Raw genomic sequence first — 16,668 nt, forward strand, 5'->3', positions numbered from 1 at the left:
ATAAATAATATACCGATGTTATTCTTACATGAACTCACGTTAGGATAATATTGGTTAAAATATGGAGAAATAGCAAAAACCTGCTTTCTATCAATGAATTGAAGATAAAAATAATACTAAAAATTTGGCTAATCATTGTAAAAGCCGTATCTTTGCAGCCGTTTAATAACAAAAAATAAAACTTTAATATAGTTGAATGAAGAATGACAAAATGAAGTTACAGTACCGTGTGAATGAACAAATCCATGCACGGGAAGTACGTGTGGTAAGCGAAGGTAATGCAGAAGTAATGCCTACTCGCAAAGCATTAGACATTGCTCGCAAAGAAGGAGTAGACCTTGTGGAAATATCTCCTAACGCCCAACCTCCGGTTTGTCGCATCATCGACTATTCAAAGTTTCTTTACCAGCAGAAGAAACATCAAAAAGAGATGAAGCAGAAGCAGGTAAAGCAAGACATTAAAGAGATACGTTTCGGACCACAGACCGACGAGCACGACTATCAGTCAAGCTGAAACATGCGCAAGAGTTCCTCAATGAAGGCAATAAAGTGCGTGCATACGTGTTCTTCCGTGGACGTTCAATCCTCTTTAAAGAGCAAGGAGAAGTGCTGTTGCTGCGTTTCGCCAACGATTTGGAGGAACTTGCAAAGGTAGAACAGTTGCCAAAGCTCGAAGGAAAGAAAATGTTTCTCTACCTTTCGCCCAAGAAAGCAGGTATAACGAAAAAGAGCCAACAGCGTCGCGACCGCGAAGAAGCAGAAAGCGCAGCAAGGAATGCCGAAGCAGGCAAGGGCGAAGATAGCAATAAAAGCAATGTAGATAATGGTCTTTTTGCAAATGCAAAGAACGGTTCTGCAGCACTCGACAAACTAAAGAATGAATAAGAAAGCTTGATGTATCTTTGAAGAGAAGACGCAGAAAGTGCCTGTGCGTAACGTCTTGGTATATACGTTGCCACAGATGAACATTAATAATAATTTTAAAAATTAAGAAAAATGCCAAAACAAAAGACAAATTCCGGAGCAAAGAAAAGATTTAGCTTCACGGGAACAGGTAAGATAAAGCGTAATCGTGCTTACCACAGTCACATCTTGACTAAGAAGACAAAGAAACAGAAGAGAAATCTTGTTCACAGTACACTCGTGGACAGTAGCAACATGAAGCAGGTACGCGACCTGTTTAATCTTCGTTAATAAACATTAGTCAAACAAATTAAAAGGAAAGAAAACTATGCCAAGATCAGTAAATCATGTTGCTTCTAAAGCAAAGAGAACAAGAATTCTTAAGAAGACTAAGGGTTACTTTGGTGCCCGTAAGAATGTTTGGACAGTAGCAAAGAACACCTATGAAAAAGGTTTGACGTATGCTTACCGCGACCGTCGTAACAAAAAGCGCACTTTCCGTGCACTTTGGATTCAGCGTATCAACGCAGCAGCTCGCCTTTACGATATGAGCTACAGCCAGTTGATGGGTGCATTGCACAAGTCGGGTATCGAAATCAATCGCAAGGTACTTGCCGACCTCGCTGCAAATAACCCTGAAGCATTCAAGGCTATTGTAGAAAAGGTTAAGTAATTGATAAGTTAAAAAGCCATAAGTAAAGGTTGCAAATCGGAAGGTTTGCAACCTTTTTTCGTATCTAAAAGATATAGAAAATACTTGTAAGGGAGAGGAATAGAAGTTTATCAGAGTAACTCTTTTTCTGTTGTTTAAGGCAAACAGCTCTGCGATTAATTGCTTTTATATATCCATTGGAGTAACTCTCTTTCTGTTGTTTAAGGCAGACAGATTTGTAAAGAAGGCTCTGTTGAAAACTAATAACCGCACTTCGACACTTCAGAACCTACGCTTTTACCGTGTAAAACCTATTGTTTCGCTCGCCAAAACCTACGCTTTTGCAATGCAAAACAATATGTTTTGTAATGCACTGATAACAAGCAAGTTTATCGAAAGATATGTTTCCGAAGATTATTTATGGTTTTATGGCTTTCTTTCCGCCCCCAAAACACGAGAAGTTCTTTCTGTTATAGAATGGAAAATCATACGATTTCCCTCTATTTAAATTCTACTATTAAGTAGGTGTTCATAATTAATTGACATTGTATTTACGGCTATTTTCCGGTCAGTCTGCCGTCTTGAAGAAGGAGTGTAGTGGGCTACACGACTGATGAAAGGCGACAGAATGACGGAAAAGAGACGTGAAGACGATGGCAAAGTGAAAGCATAAAAGATAAAAGCAATATAGATACGTTTAATTTTGAACACCTACTTACCTATAAAAACAGTTTCTTCTTCCATATATAAAGAGCTTCTTTATACTTACTTTTATTGTTTCACATTTTTCATACTCAACCCTATTCGGTTGCGTTTATAGTCTATTTGTGTAACCCGAACCCGCACGTGCTGATGCAAATGTACAACAGAATTGGGGTCGGAAACAAACTTATTGCTTAATTGCGAAACATGAACAAGTCCGTCTTGGTGGACGCCGATGTCTACGAACGCACCGAAATTCGTGATGTTCGTTACAATTCCGGGCAGCTCCATACCTTCTTTTAGGTCGTCGATAGTATGCACAGAGGTGTCGAACTCAAATTCTTCCAACTGTTCGCGTGGGTCTCTACCCGGCTTTTCCAACTCTTGCAGAATATCGTTCAGCGTTAGTAATCCGACTTCATCTGATACATAACGCTTTAAGTCGATACGTTTAATTCGTTCTTTATTGCTGATAAGTTCGCCGACACTGCAGTTTTGCTCTTCTGCCATCGCCTCAACGATGTGGTAACTCTCCGGGTGTACTGCCGAATTGTCGAGCGGATTTTCTGCGTTTGGTATGCGAAGGAAGCCTGCACATTGCTGGAAAGCCACTGCTCCGAGGCGAGGCACCTTCTTCAGTTGTGCGCGCGAGGTAAACGCTCCGTGTTCTTTTCGGTAATCAACAATATTCTGTGCCAATGCAGAACCTAATCCGCTGACATACATTAAAAGGTGTTTTGAAGCCGTGTTGAGGTTTACTCCCACTTGGTTCACGCAGCTTTCCACCGTCTGGTCTAACGAATGCCTTAGCTTTGCTTGGTCTACATCGTGCTGATATTGCCCCACGCCGATGTTTTTAGGGTCGATTTTCACCAATTCAGCTAATGGGTCCATCAGTCTTCGCCCAATAGAGACAGCTCCGCGCGTCGTTACGTCCTCATCGGGAAATTCTTCTCGTGCCGTCAAAGAGGCAGAATAGATAGATGCGCCATCTTCGCTGACTACAAATACTTTCGGTGTTTCCTTTCCTTCTTCGGACAAATGCGACAGACAATCGCTTACGAAGTCTTTCGATTCGCGGCTTGCTGTTCCGTTTCCTATTGCAATTGCCTCGATATTGTATTGCCCAATCATTCGCAACACAGCCACCGTGGCTTGTGCGTAGAGTCGTTTTGGCGGGTGCGGATAAATAATTTCGTGGTGCAAGAGATTGCCCTGTGCGTCTAAACACGCTGTTTTGCAACCATTGGCAAATCCCGGGTCGAGAGCCAGAACACGCTTTTGTCCGAGTGGGGCAGACAGCAACAGCTGCCGCAAGTTTTCGGTAAACACCTTAATGGCTTCCTCGTCGGCTCTTTCTTTGCTCAGTCCTGCAAACTCGTTTTCAATGCTTGGGTTGATTAAACGTTTGAAACTGTCTTCAACAGCTTCCGCAACCAAAGTTTGGCAAGCACCTCTGCCATGTACGAACCGGCGGTTCAGACGGTCGATACATTCCTCCCCGTCAATCGAAATGCTTACTCGCAAAATGCCCGCAGCTTCGCCTCGCCGCATTGCCAACAGACGATGGCTGTTGCAGCGACGCAGCGGTTCGGCGAAATCGAAGTAGTCTGAAAACTTTTGTGCTTCGTCCGTATCTTCCATTTTCTTAATCACTCTTGACGAAATCATCGCTTCGCGCTTGTAAGCATTGCGCACCGTGTTGCGTGCTTCTTGGTCTTCGCTCACCATCTCGGCAATAATGTCCTTTGCCCCTTGCAGTGCTGCCGCCTCGTCCTGCACGTCTCCCTTTACAAAACGTTTGCCGGCAACCGTCGGGTTTTGCTCTCTTTGCATCAGCAGCAGCGTTGCAAGTGGCTCAAGTCCTTGTTCGCGTGCTATTTGTGCCTTTGTTCGGCGTTTTGGCTTAAAAGGCAAATACAAATCTTCCAGCACGGAATTGTCCCAACAATTCACGATTTTATTTTCTAATTCCTCCGTCAGTTTCCCTTGTTCGCTTATTGTTTTCAGAATGGTATCTTTGCGCCTGTCGGTTTCCGTCAAGCGGTCGTTCATTTCTGCAATACGTGTAATCTGCACTTCGTCAAGGTTTCCCGTGCGTTCCTTTCGGTATCTTGCAATGAAAGGTATGGTGCACCCATCGTTCAGCAATGTTAATGTTGCATCGACGCTTTTCTCCGATAGATTAAGCGTTTGCGCTATATGCCTTGTATATGCGTTCATCTCTTGCGGTTTTTGGTTCAATACAAAGATACTGCTTTTCTTTTTATATTGCATTACGTTCGTCAATATTTTAAGAAAAATAAGCGAAAGCATTGCTGTTCCTTAAGTTGGGCAGAGCGATATTGGTAGAGGTGTTTTTCTTTTGTTAGTTTAAGGCAGGTGCTGAAAAACGCCTTTATTCTGTAAAGATAATTCTGTTAAAAAGCGATAACTGCGCTTTGACTTTCCAAAAGCGTAGGTTTTGCAACGCAAAACAGCCGCTTTTACCGTGCAAAACCTACGCTTTTGCAACGCCAAACAATAGGTTTTGCAATGTATTGATAACGAGATGGTTACGCAGCAGATATGTTTGTGAATAATATTTACACTTTTATCCTGTTTCTTTCGTCCGCAGAATAAGTTGTTCCAACTAATTTTCAACTGTATCGTTCCTTTTCTTCGATTTTGCTGCAACGCATCTCAAGGTCAATAAAAGTAAGGTTGGTTGCAGTCAGTTACAAAAATATTGCGTATCTTTGCAATTGTTAATTAAGAAGAAAACAGAATAGGATAAGATGCTGTCAATCGAAGGTTTAAAAGTTGAGTTTGGTGTAAAGCCACTCTTTCATGATGTTTCTTTTGTGGTAAATGACCGCGACCGCATTGCTTTAGTAGGGAAAAACGGTGCAGGAAAATCTACAATGCTTAAAATTCTCTGTGGGTTGCAGCAGCCCACGGCAGGTGTTGTGGCTGTTCCGAACGATACCACTATCGGCTATTTGCCACAGGTAATGAAGCTGTCGGACGATACTACGGTAAAGGAAGAAACCCGCAAGGCATTTGCAGATGCTACCCGAATGAAGGAGAAATTGGAGCGTATGCAGCAAGAAATGGCTGAACGTACCGACTATGAAAGCGAAAGCTATGCCGCATTGGTAGAGAAGTTTACGCAGGAACACGAACGTTTCATGCTGCTTGGCGGCGAAAACTACGAAGCCGAAATAGAGCGTACACTTGTCGGTTTAGGCTTTGAACGTACCGACTTCGACCGTCCTACATCTGAATTTTCGGGTGGTTGGCGTATGCGTATCGAATTGGCAAAGATACTTTTACGCTGTCCCGATGTACTGTTACTTGATGAACCTACCAACCATTTGGACATCGAGTCGATACAATGGTTAGAACAGTTTCTTGCTCAAAGTGCCAAGCTGTTGTCTTAGTGTCCCACGACCGTGCCTTTATTAATAATGTAACGAACCGTACATTAGAAATAACTTGCGGCAGGATAGAAGATTATAAGGTGAAATACGACGAATATCTTGTTTTACGCAAGGAGCGCAGGGAGCAGCAACTACGCGCATACGAAAACCAGCAAAAGGAAATAGCCGATATAAAAGCCTTTGTAGAGAGGTTTCGCTATCAGGCTACGAAAGCCGTTCAGGTGCAGCAACGCATAAAGCAATTGGAGAAAATAGTTCCGATAGAAGTAGACGAGGTGGACAATTCGGCTATGCGCCTGAAGTTTCCACCGTGTTTGCGAAGCGGCGATTATCCCGTTATCTGCGACAATGTGCGCAAGGAATATCCGCCACGCCTTGTGTTCGACAAGGTAGACATGACCATTAAGCGAGGCGAAAAGGTAGCTTTCGTAGGGAAAAACGGTGAAGGCAAGTCTACCCTTGTGAAGTGCATCATGGGCGAAATACCTTTGACGGGAACTTAAAGATTGGACACAATGTGCAGATTGGCTATTTGCGCAAAACCAAGCACAGCTTTTAGACGAGAGCATAACGATTTTCGACACCATCGACCAAGTGGCAAAAGGCGATATGCGCTTGAAGATAAACGACCTTTTGGGTGCATTTATGTTTGGCGGGGAGACATCTGATAAGAAAGTTAAAGTGCTTTCGGGTGGGGAACGCTCGCGTTTGGCCATGATAAAACTGTTGCTTGAACCTGTTAATCTCTTAATTCTCGACGAACCTACCAACCACTTGGACATAACTTCAAAGGAAGTTTTGAAAGAAGCCATTAAGGCTTTCGACGGAACAGCAATTATCGTTTCGCACGACAGAGAGTTCCTTGACGGTCTGGTAAGCAAGGTGTATGAATTTGGCGGAGGCAAGGTGCGCGAGCATTTGGGAGGCATTTACGACTATCTGCGTGCTCACAATGCCGAAACAATACAAGAAAGTTTGAGCAAGGCAAGTGCGAACACTGTTGCTTCGGAAACCGAAAGCACTGCCAATACGAAGCAGGAAGCCGCCGTTCAGCCTACATCGGGTGCGGCATCGTATGCAGAACACAAGGAGCAACAAAAGAAAATAAGAAAGACGCAGCGTGCCGTAGAAGATTCGGAAAAGAAGATTGCCAAAATGGAAGAGCGCAAAGCCGAACTCGACGAACTGCTGATGACAACGGAGAATGCGTCGAATATGGAACTCGTTACCGAATACACCGACTTGCAACGCCATTTGGACGAGGAAAACGAACAATGGCTGACGCTTTCCGAAGCGTTGGAAGCATTGCTGAAAGAATAGATTAAAGTAAACAAATTCAATAAATAATTCAACCGACTTTCTTCGTTTATATTAAACCTTTAAAAGGCATACAGGTCTGAAAAGGAAATATAACGAGAAGTTAAAAACTAAAAGTATTTACAATGAACATTAAAACTATCTTACCGATGATGATGATTGCTACAGCCCCAATGACAGGTCTTGCGCAGAAACAAGCCGGAATTAAGGAAAGCAATCTCGACAAAACGGTGCGTCCTGCTGATGATTTCTATCAGTTTGCAACGGGCGGCTGGCAGAAGAACAACCCATTGCCTGCAGCCTTTTCGCGTTATGGGTCGTTCGACCAGTTAGGCGAGAACAACAAAAAGCGTATCAACACAATTCTTACAAGTCTGCTCAAGACGAAAGCAAAGGCCGGAAGCGTGGAGCAAAAGCTGAGCGATTTCTATAAGCTCGCTATGGATTCCGTGCGCCGAAACAAAGAAGGTGTTGCGCCCGTAATGCCATTGCTCAACGAAATGGAAGCTGCCAAGACGTTGGACGACCTTCGTGCCATTCAGCTGAAGTATGCAAGTCATAGCTACGCCGTGCCTGTGAGCTACGGATTTGGTGCCGATGAGAAGAACGCAAAAATGAATATCCTGAATATTCGACAGAGCGGACTCACATTAGGACAGAAGGATTACTATCTTGACAACGACAAGGCAACAACCGAAATACGCAATGCTTTCAAGCAGCACATTATAAATATGTTCAAGCTCTTTGGCTTTTCGCAAGCTCAGGCAGAGATGAAGAGCAAAGCCATTATGCGTTACGAAACTGCCATTGCGTTGATTTCCAAGAGCAGAACCGAACTTCGCGATTCGAAAGCCAACTACAACAAGATGACTTTGGCTGATTTCAAGGCTAAGTATCCTAATATCCGTTTGGAGCAGTTGGTAAATGCCGATGGCGTAAAGTCTGAATATATACAGGAAATGGTAGTTGGTCAGCCAACCTTCCTGACAGGCGTAGACAAGCTGACAGAAACCGAAACAGCCGACGAACTTCGTGCCCGCATGGAGTGGGAGGTTATTCTTGAAGCTGTAAATTATCTTAGCGACGAGGTTCGCACCGAATATTTCAACTTCTTCAGCAAGACAATGCGTGGTGTAAAAGAAGACAATCCGCGTTGGAAGCGCGCCACACAGCAGGTTGAAAACCAAATGGGCGAAGCACTTGGAAAAATCTATTGCGAACGTTATTTCCCGGCAAGCAGCAAGCAACGCATGGAGGAACTTATCAAGAACCTTCAAGTCAGCTTGGCTGAACGCATCAAGGCGCAAAGCTGGATGAGCGACGAAACAAAGCAAGCAGCACTCGACAAGTTATCAACCTTCTACGTTAAGGTGGGTTATCCTAACAAATGGAAAGATTTAAGCCGCCTTACCATCGACCCGGAAAAGTCGTATTACGAGAACGTAATGAACTGCCGCAAGTTCTGGCACGAAGCACATATCGAGGAAACAGCAGGCAAGGCAGTAGATAAGGATAAGTGGTATATGACGCCGCAGACAGTGAATGCGTATTACAATCCTACCACCAACGAGATATGTTTCCCTGCCGGCATTCTTCAGTACCCGTTCTTCGACCCCAAGGCAGACGATGCCTTCAACTACGGAGCTATCGGCGTTGTGATTGGACACGAGATGACGCACGGCTTCGACGACAACGGTCGCAACTACGACAAGGACGGAAACATGAAAGACTGGTGGGCGAAAGGCGACGGCGACAAGTTTAAAGCACGCACAACACCTTTCGGCGAGTTCTTCAGCAATATTGATGTATTGCCCGACCTCAAGGCAAACGGAAACCTAACGATGGGCGAAAATCTTGCCGACCACGGCGGTTTGATGGTTTCTTTCAATGCGTTGAAGAATGCAATGAAAGGTAAGAAAGCACAGAACATCTACGGTTTCACGCCGGAGCAACGCTTCTTCCTTGCCTATTCAGGCGTATGGGCAGCGAATATAACAGAGGCTGAAATTCGCAACCGTACCAAGAGCGACCCTCACTCGTTGGGCGAATGGCGCGTGAACGGTGCTTTGCCGCACATCGACGCATGGTACGATGCTTTCAACGTGCAGCCAAGCGATAAACTTTATTTGCCCAAAGAGCAGCGACTCGACCTTTGGTAATTAGCAATTAATTGCCTTCAACGATAAAGAAGTCAATATCTCAATAGTTCTGATAAGACCTATTACTGTTTGACAAAACTTTTTTAACATAAATCTCGGGCCGGTTTCCAATAAGGAAATCAGCCCTTTTATTTATTTTAGGCATTGCTTATTTATATCATTGCGTATAATGAAACGTGAGTTCGGTATAAGGATTACGCCAATATATTATTCATAAGATGCTTAAAGAAAGAACCAAAGTATCACTTTTTCAAGCGTGTGAACATGTTGATTATCATAGAAAAGGAGTTAAAGAAAAACTTTAATAGTTAGTCTTTAACTCCTTTCTATTTTATGTGTCCGTGATTTTTATTTCTCTAATAAAGCGTTTGCCATATTGAGAGCGGCTCTTCTACCGTCGCCCATAGCGAGGATAACTGTAGCTCCACCGCGTACAATGTCGCCACCTGCATATATTTCCGGAATAGAGCTTTGCATACCTTCATTTACTGCGATGGTATTCTTTCGCCCTAATTCCAATCCTTTAATAGAGTTAGGTACAAGCGGATTAGGTGAAACACCTACTGCAACAACCACTTGGTCGCACTCGATGGTAATGGTCTTGCCGGTAGTTTGTGGTCTGCGGCGTCCGCTTTCATCAGGTTCTCCGAGTTCCATAACATCGAGCACGGCACCACAAACACGTCCGTTTTCGTCAGCAAGATATTCTTTAGGATTGTGTAGCGTAAGGAAGTTGATGTCTTCTTCCTGTGCGTGCTTTACTTCTTCTACACGCGCCGGCATCTCTTCCAACGAACGACGATAGACGAGTGTAACCTCAGCACCGAGACGCTTTGCTGTACGACACGAGTCCATAGCAGTGTTACCACCACCGACAACAACAACTTTCTTTCCAATAATGATTGGTGTATCGGTGTCCGGGTTGGCTGCGTCCATTAAGTTTACACGGGTAAGGTACTCGTTACTTGAAAGAATATTGATGCTATTTTCACCCGGAATACCCATAAAGTTAGGCAAACCTGCACCGGAACCCACAAAGATTCCTTTGAAACCGCTTTGTTCTAACTCCTCCACACTAATTGTTTTGCCTACAATTGTGTCGGTTTGGAAGTGGACTCCTTGCTTCCTTAAGTTCTCTACTTCCACTTCAACGATTTTGTTTGGCAAGCGAAACTCCGGAATACCATATTTGAGAACGCCGCCAATTTCGTGCAATGCCTCAAATACGTAAACCTCAAACCCGCGTTTAACCATATCGCCGGCAAAGCTAAGTCCTGCAGGACCTGAGCCAATAACTGCAACTTTAATACCATTAGAAGGAGCTAATTCCGGTAATGTGATGTTGCCGCTTTCGCGTTCATAGTCGGCAGCAAATCTTTCAAGATACCCGATTGCCACAGCCGGTTCTTTCATCTTCAAGTGAATGCAACGGCTTTCGCACTGTTTCTCTTGTGGACAGACACGCCCACAAACTGCCGGTAGGGCAGAAGTGTCTTTCAATACACGTGCAGCGTTAAGGAATTGTCCGCGTTCAATATTCTTAATGAAACTTGGAATGTTGATGTTTACGGGGCAACCTTCCACGCAAGTAGGCTTTGCGCAGTCGAGACAACGTTGTGCTTCGCGCATTGCCATTTCTTTTGTAAGACCTTTGTTCACCTCTTCCAAACGTGTTGTTGCACGGTAAACCGGGTCGAGTTCCGGCATTTGCACCCTTTCAATAGCAGTACGTTCTTTCGGTTTCATACTCTTGCGCAATTCCGTACGCCATTCAGCGTTGCGATCCACAAGTTCAGAGAAGTCCTGTTTGGTCTCTTCCGCAGGAGTCAATTCGGTCTTTATTGTGCTTTCAGTAGTTTCTACTTCTATATGGTGATGCCCTATCTGGTCTTGTTTCCTTTCCATTTCTTCACGTTCCACACCTTTAAAGGTGCCCATACGCTTGAACATCTCGTCCCAATCGACAAGGTCGCCATTAAATTCAGGGCCATCAATGCAGACAAACTTCGTTTTTCCACCAATGGTAAGGCGGCATGCTCCGCACATTCCTGTTCCGTCCACCATAATCGTATTCAACGAAACATCGTTCGGAATGCCATATTTCTTTGCCATTAATGATGTAAACTTCATCATTATAGGAGGTCCGATGGCCAATACTTTATCTACTTTTTCACGTTGAAGTACTTCTTCAACGCCAACGGTTATAACGCCTTTTTTACCCATACTTCCGTCGTCGGTCATTATAATAACTTCGTCGGAGTATCGGGCTACGTCATCAACCATTATCACCAATTCTTTTGTGCGACCTGCCAAAACAGAAATGACACGGTTTCCGGCTTTCTTGAATGCTGTCAGAATAGGGAGAATGGCTGCGATACCGATACCGCCACCGGCGCAAACCACCGTACCATAGTTCTCTATGTGCGATGCCTGTCCTAACGGACCAACAATATCGAGTACGTGTTCGCCCGGTTCAAGTTGGCATAATTTAGTAGAAGAGAGTCCTACTTCTTGTATCACCATGGTGAGTGTGCCTTTTTCGGGGTCAGCCTTAGCAATAGTATAAGGCACGCGTTCGCTGTTTTTGTCCACACGTACTATTACAAAGTTACCTGCTCTGCAACTACGTGCGATGAGCGGTGCTTCTACAACGATGCAAAAAACCTTTTCGGAAAATTGCTCTTTGCTGATAATCTTGTTCATGTTTTAAAGGTTAAGTTGTTTATAGATTTTATTTTATACTCTCTTTTTGTATTTAGGATTTACGCTTAGCCGTATCGATAAGTTCCTTTAAAACCGGTTATGTTTTTAATTTCTTATCTATTCTCTTGCCAAGCGTTTATTTGCGACTATAAAAACTTAATGCTTAAAAGTTTTGGTCGTCGAGCATTTCAAATCCGCAATAAGGTACGAGCACTTTGGGCACTCTTATTCCTTCGGGGGTCTGATTGTTTTCCAGTATGGCTGCCACTATACGCGGCAAAGCCAATGCCGAACCATTCAGTGTATGGCACAGCTCTATTTTCTTGTCTTCAGCGTGGCGATAGCGGCAGTGCAAACGGTTTGCCTGATAGCTTTCAAAGTTAGAAACGGAGCTGACTTCTAACCAACGCTCTTGTGCTGCACTCCATACTTCAAAGTCGTAGCAGATGGCAGAGGTGAAGCTCATGTCGCCACCACATAATCGTAGAATATGGTAGGGAAGTTCTAACTTTACCAACAGATTTTCAACGTGTTCCAACATCTCGTTCAATGATTGGTAAGAGTGCTGCGGAGTGTCTATGCGTACAATCTCTACCTTGTCGAATTGGTGTAAACGATTGAGTCCGCGCACATCTTTTCCATAGCTTCCTGCTTCGCGACGGAAGCATGAAGAGTAAGCACAACGCTTGATAGGGAGGTCTTTCTCGTCAAGAATTTCATCGCGGAAGATATTTGTAACAGGTACTTCTGCTGTTGGGATTAAGTAGAGATCGTCTGCCTGCACATGGTACATTTGTCCTTCTTTGTCGGGCAGCTGTCCTGTTCCCAACCCTGATGCCTGATTAACGAGCAACGGTGGCTGCACTTCCAAGTAACCGCTTTTGCGTGCTTCTTCAAGGAAGAATGCTTCCAAGGCACGTTGAAAACGAGCCATCTTGCCTATATAAATAGGAAAGCCTGCCCCCGTAATTTTAACACCAAGCTCGAAATCAACAAGGTTGTACTTCTCGCATAAATCCCAGTGGCAGAGCTTTTTGCCCTCGAAAGTTGGCTTTTCGCCACCTTCTTTTACCACAACGTTGTCGTTAGCGTCTTTACCTTCGGGTACTTCAGCATTGGCTATATTGGGGATAGTAAGCAGCAAGTCGGTCATATCGGCTTGTGCATTCTCCATATTGGTCTGCAAGTCCTTATCAGCAGCCTTCAGTTCGGCTACTTTGTTCTTTATTTCGTTTGCCTCGTCTTTCTTGCCTTCTTTCATCAAACTGCCAATCTGCTTTGAAAGAAGGTTTTGCTGTTGCTTGTTGTTGTCGAGTTTTTGTTGGTATTCGCGACGCATTCTGTCGTATTCCAATACCTTCTCAATGGTCTCTTTAGCATTGTTGAAATGCTTCTTTTCAAGACCTTTTATTACACGTTCAGTTTCCTCACTGATGAGCTTTAATGTAAGCATACGTTTTTGTATATTTTATATTCTATTTTGACAACAAAGTTACAAAAAAATATCTTATCACCAAGAATTTTATACAAAGTTTCCTAATGTGTTCGTAATAATGGTGAAAAGCCTGTAAAACTTGTGTACAAATACGGAGGAAATGGCGTTTTATTTGGTGAATGATTTCCTCTTTTGCTATTCGTGTCAGACGATGAAAATAGCTTTGGTTTTGTAAAGATTATTCCCTTAAAAAGTGATAATTACGCTTTGGCGTTGCGAAACCGTAGGTTTTGCAACGCAAAACCTACGGTTTAACCGTGCAAAACCTACGGTTTTGGAATGCAAAACAATAGGTTTTGTAACGCATTGATAACGAAAGGATTACACGGCAGATACGCTTGCGAAAAATACTTACACTTTTCGGGTGCTTTTTTATCGAAATAAAGGAATGTGGAGAGAAATAGAGTAGGGAAGCAAAAAGTATTTTCTATTCGGAAGGCAGAATGTGTCTGTGCTGACCTCCGCTGCTGTTTTTATAAACAAAAATCCATTCATCGCACTTTGAAAGTGTTATGAATGGATTTCGCTATTGTATGCGTTGCCTGTCGAACAGGAAGCGTGTATGTTCTTGTCGGTTACTCTATAACTACCAACGGTTCGTCTTCGAGCACAGCTTGACCCACTTTTACAGCAATGGCTGTAACCTTACCGTCCTTTTCAGCTTCGATGCTGTTTTGCATCTTCATCGCTTCGAGCACTACAACGGTATCGCCTGCTTTAACTTCTTGACCTACTGTAACTTCTATTGAAGTGATAGTGCCCGGCAGTGGAGCCTTTATGGCGTTTGAAGCATTGAAGTTTGCCGGTGCTGCTGCACCTTCAGACTCGCTTTCGGCAACGGGCTTGCCTAATTCTACCTTTTTCTTTTCGGGTTCGGCAGGTGCTTCCATCTGAACCTTATACTCCTCACCATTCACCGTAATGTCAGCAACATTGTCGTCGCCAACACTGTTTATAACGACATTATATTCTTTGCCGTCAATCGTATATTTAAATTCTTTCATCTTGACTTATGGTTTCTTTGTCATAATCTCGAACTTGGCATTCCACATTGTCTGCTTTGGCTTTATTGTGATGATGCCGGATTCTACATCGTGAACGTTATTGCCTGCGTACTCATAGAGTGCCATGGCAATTGCAGCATATATATTATTGTTCATTTATAGATGTTTTTTATAAAGGAAACTTGCAATTACATTGGCATACAACCGTGCTTCTTGGCCGGTAAGTCTTGCTTCTTGTTTGCTAACTGGGCAAGACCGCGGCAGATGCGGAAACGTGTGTTGCGTGGCTCGATTACATCGTCGATGTAGCCATATTGAGCCGCCTGATATGGGTTTGCAAACTTTTCTGTGTATTCTTCTTCTTTTTCGGCAAGGAATTGTTTAACATCGCCACCGGCTTCCTTGACTTCTTTCGCTTCTTTTCCGCAAAGTACGGCAACTGCGCCCGATGCACCCATAACGGCAATCTCCGAACTTGGCCAAGCGTAGTTAAGGTCTGAGCGCAACTGCTTGCAGCCCATAACGATGTGAGAGCCACCATAGCTCTTGCGAAGGGTAATGGTAATCTTTGGAACGGTAGCTTCTCCGTAAGCATAAAGCAACTGTGCACCGTGCAAGATGACAGCATTGTATTCCTGACCGGTACCGGGGAGGAAGCCCGGAACATCTACAAGCGAAACGATAGGAATGTTGAAAGCATCGCAGAAACGTACGAAGCGTGCGCCCTTACGGCTGGCATTGGCATCAAGAACACCTGCGTAGGCAGATGGCTGGTTGGCTACGATACCTACACTCTGCCCGTTAAATCGTGCAAAACCTGTGATGATGTTCTTTGCAAACTTAGGTTGCACCTCGAAGAACTCGCCATTGTCGGTTACAGCCTTAATTACCTTATACATATCGTATGCCTGATTGGGGTCGTCAGGTATAATTTCGTTCAACAAATCTTCCTTGCGGTCGATAGGGTCGGTGCATTCAATGCGTGGAGCTTCTTCACGGTTGTTTGAAGGAATATAAGAGAGCAAGGTCTTAATGATGTCCATTGCTTCTTCTTCCGTCTTTGCCGTGAAACCTGTTACACCACTTTTTGTAGCGTGTACGCTTGCGCCTCCAAGTCCTTCAGCGTCAATATCTTCTCCCGTTACGGTTTTAACAACCTTTGGTCCTGTAAGGAACATATAGCTTGTATCCTCTTTCATTATGATGAAATCGGTAAGGGCAGGAGAGTAAACAGCACCACCGGCACAAGGACCAAGAATGCTTGATATTTGTGGAATAACACCGGAAGCAAGGATATTGCGCTCGAAGATTTCAGCATAACCTGCCAATGATGTGATACCTTCCTGAATACGCGCACCACCGGAGTCGTTCATACAGATTACCGGAGCACCATTTGTCATAGCCATATCCATAATCTTGCAAATCTTCTGTGCCATTGTTTCCGACAAAGAACCGCCATTAACGGTAAAGTCTTGTGCGTAAACGTAAACAAGGCGACCGTCGATAGTTGCCGAGCCGGCTACCACGCCATCGCCAAAGTATTGTTTTTTCTCCATTCCGAAGTTGTGGCAACGGTGAAGTTTGAACATGTCGTATTCTTCAAAGCTACCTTTGTCTACCAACATCTCAATGCGCTCGTGTGCAGTATATTTACCGCGAGCGTGTTGCTTCTCGATAGCTTTTTCGCCACCACCTAAGCGGGCTTGCTCTCTTTTGGCTACGAGCTCCTTGATTTTTTCTGTTTGTTTACTCATAATGTATTTATTTCTTTCTTGTAAAATCTAATTAGTATGACGGACTTGTAATTCCTCCATTTCGATGCAAAAATACGAAAAAAAGCCCACTTACAATTAATTAGGCTCTTTAAAGTTTGTTAAGGTTTTACATCGAAATGATATGATACAAGAAATGCCTCCATTTACTTTGCGATTTGTTTGCAAAGTGAATGGAGGCTATTCGTTAAATATCGAGGTTTTTACGAATGTGAGTTCGATATAGGAGAGCAGTTTCAGCAGGCTATCTCGCAGATGTTTTTTGGTCCGCTTGCCGACATCTGCACAGCCATTCCATCTCGCCGTAACCCGCTACGCCTTCGATGAAACGCCGGCACATCTGCTCGACAATCGAACAAAACCGGTCAAGGACGCTAATGAACGATTGGGGTTAAAAAACAAATGCTCCTGATGAAGCAGTGAGAGATTTTCTGCTTGATTTTGTAATGATAATTCTCTTAAAAAGTGATAATTGCGCTTTGGCGTTGCGAAACCGTAGGTTTTACGATGCAAAACCTACGCTTTTACCGTGCAAAACC

General features: G+C 43.9%; 11 protein-coding genes and 2 pseudogenes. 6 read left to right on the forward strand and 7 right to left on the reverse strand.

Annotated elements, in window-relative coordinates; genetic code table 11:
* The first annotated feature begins 211 nt into the window (after positions 1-211).
* The 3 genes and pseudogenes from infC (at position 212) to rplT (ending at position 1,576) form a co-directional block, all read left to right on the forward strand.
* Positions 212-885: pseudogene (infC, locus tag JCM15124_RS13960) on the forward strand (translation initiation factor IF-3).
* Between the two features lie 111 nt (positions 886-996).
* On the forward strand, positions 997-1,194 hold the full coding sequence (rpmI, locus tag JCM15124_RS09395) for a 50S ribosomal protein L35 (protein WP_024999226.1): 198 nt from the start codon (positions 997-999) through the stop codon (positions 1,192-1,194).
* 37 nt (positions 1,195-1,231) lie between these two features.
* Positions 1,232-1,576, forward strand: a complete 345-nt coding sequence (gene rplT, locus JCM15124_RS09400) for a 50S ribosomal protein L20 (RefSeq protein ID WP_014710090.1) — start codon at positions 1,232-1,234, stop codon at positions 1,574-1,576.
* 483 nt (positions 1,577-2,059) lie between these two features.
* Here rplT and JCM15124_RS15950 read toward each other — a convergent pair whose 3' ends face one another.
* Together JCM15124_RS15950 and JCM15124_RS09410 are read right to left on the reverse strand one after the other, a co-directional pair.
* Positions 2,060-2,266 (reverse strand): hypothetical protein, encoded by a 207-nt coding sequence (locus JCM15124_RS15950; protein ID WP_156930698.1) that lies wholly within the window; start codon positions 2,264-2,266, stop codon positions 2,060-2,062.
* A gap of 60 nt (positions 2,267-2,326) precedes the next feature.
* Positions 2,327-4,480 (reverse strand): Tex family protein, encoded by a 2,154-nt coding sequence (locus tag JCM15124_RS09410; RefSeq protein WP_024999228.1) that lies wholly within the window; start codon positions 4,478-4,480, stop codon positions 2,327-2,329.
* A 554-nt stretch (positions 4,481-5,034) separates the two neighbouring features.
* Here JCM15124_RS09410 and abc-f point away from each other — a divergent pair.
* A pseudogene (gene abc-f / locus JCM15124_RS17020) lies at positions 5,035-6,999 on the forward strand (ribosomal protection-like ABC-F family protein).
* Between the two features lie 122 nt (positions 7,000-7,121).
* Positions 7,122-9,155 carry a M13 family metallopeptidase gene (locus tag JCM15124_RS09420; protein ID WP_024999229.1) on the forward strand — a complete coding sequence of 678 codons (2,034 nt, stop codon included), beginning with the start codon at positions 7,122-7,124 and terminating at the stop codon, positions 9,153-9,155.
* Between the two features lie 348 nt (positions 9,156-9,503).
* On the opposite strand, the gene JCM15124_RS09425 is transcribed toward JCM15124_RS09420, so the two are convergent.
* The 5 genes from JCM15124_RS09425 to JCM15124_RS09450 form a co-directional block, all read right to left on the reverse strand.
* Positions 9,504-11,858: a bifunctional dihydroorotate dehydrogenase B NAD binding subunit/NADPH-dependent glutamate synthase gene (locus JCM15124_RS09425; RefSeq protein ID WP_024999230.1), complete on the reverse strand. Its 2,355-nt coding sequence runs from the start codon at positions 11,856-11,858 to the stop codon at positions 9,504-9,506.
* A gap of 163 nt (positions 11,859-12,021) precedes the next feature.
* The gene (gene serS / locus JCM15124_RS09430) at positions 12,022-13,311 is read right to left on the reverse strand and encodes a serine--tRNA ligase (protein ID WP_024999231.1); all 1,290 of its coding nucleotides are present in this window, start codon (positions 13,309-13,311) and stop codon (positions 12,022-12,024) included.
* Between the two features lie 617 nt (positions 13,312-13,928).
* Positions 13,929-14,357: a biotin/lipoyl-containing protein gene (locus JCM15124_RS09440; protein ID WP_024999232.1), complete on the reverse strand. Its 429-nt coding sequence runs from the start codon at positions 14,355-14,357 to the stop codon at positions 13,929-13,931.
* A 6-nt stretch (positions 14,358-14,363) separates the two neighbouring features.
* On the reverse strand, positions 14,364-14,513 hold the full coding sequence (locus JCM15124_RS16195; RefSeq protein ID WP_014709992.1) for a hypothetical protein: 150 nt from the start codon (positions 14,511-14,513) through the stop codon (positions 14,364-14,366).
* Between the two features lie 32 nt (positions 14,514-14,545).
* A complete protein-coding gene (locus tag JCM15124_RS09450; RefSeq protein WP_024999233.1) occupies positions 14,546-16,111 on the reverse strand; it encodes an acyl-CoA carboxylase subunit beta in 1,566 nt (521 codons plus the stop codon).
* A gap of 289 nt (positions 16,112-16,400) precedes the next feature.
* On the opposite strand from JCM15124_RS09450, the gene JCM15124_RS15955 reads away from it, so the two are divergent.
* On the forward strand, positions 16,401-16,541 hold the full coding sequence (locus JCM15124_RS15955; RefSeq protein ID WP_156930699.1) for a hypothetical protein: 141 nt from the start codon (positions 16,401-16,403) through the stop codon (positions 16,539-16,541).
* Positions 16,542-16,668: the final 127 nt, after the last annotated feature.

The sequence above is a fragment of the Prevotella falsenii DSM 22864 = JCM 15124 genome (assembly GCF_000613945.1).
GTDB classification, from domain to species: domain Bacteria; phylum Bacteroidota; class Bacteroidia; order Bacteroidales; family Bacteroidaceae; genus Prevotella; species Prevotella falsenii.

Excerpts from the sequence above, each read along its gene's own strand:
- serS (WP_024999231.1), bottom strand. The coding sequence starts at position 13,311 with ATGCTTACATTAAAGCTCATCAGTGAGGAAACTGAACGTGTAATAAAA.
- rpmI (WP_024999226.1), top strand. The coding sequence starts at position 997 with ATGCCAAAACAAAAGACAAATTCCGGAGCAAAGAAAAGATTTAGCTTC.
- rplT (WP_014710090.1), top strand. The coding sequence starts at position 1,232 with ATGCCAAGATCAGTAAATCATGTTGCTTCTAAAGCAAAGAGAACAAGA.
- JCM15124_RS09410 (WP_024999228.1), bottom strand. The coding sequence starts at position 4,480 with ATGAACGCATATACAAGGCATATAGCGCAAACGCTTAATCTATCGGAG.
- JCM15124_RS09450 (WP_024999233.1), bottom strand. The coding sequence starts at position 16,111 with ATGAGTAAACAAACAGAAAAAATCAAGGAGCTCGTAGCCAAAAGAGAG.
- JCM15124_RS09420 (WP_024999229.1), top strand. The coding sequence starts at position 7,122 with ATGAACATTAAAACTATCTTACCGATGATGATGATTGCTACAGCCCCA.
- JCM15124_RS09440 (WP_024999232.1), bottom strand. The coding sequence starts at position 14,357 with ATGAAAGAATTTAAATATACGATTGACGGCAAAGAATATAATGTCGTT.
- JCM15124_RS16195 (WP_014709992.1), bottom strand. The coding sequence starts at position 14,513 with ATGAACAATAATATATATGCTGCAATTGCCATGGCACTCTATGAGTAC.
- JCM15124_RS09425 (WP_024999230.1), bottom strand. The coding sequence starts at position 11,858 with ATGAACAAGATTATCAGCAAAGAGCAATTTTCCGAAAAGGTTTTTTGC.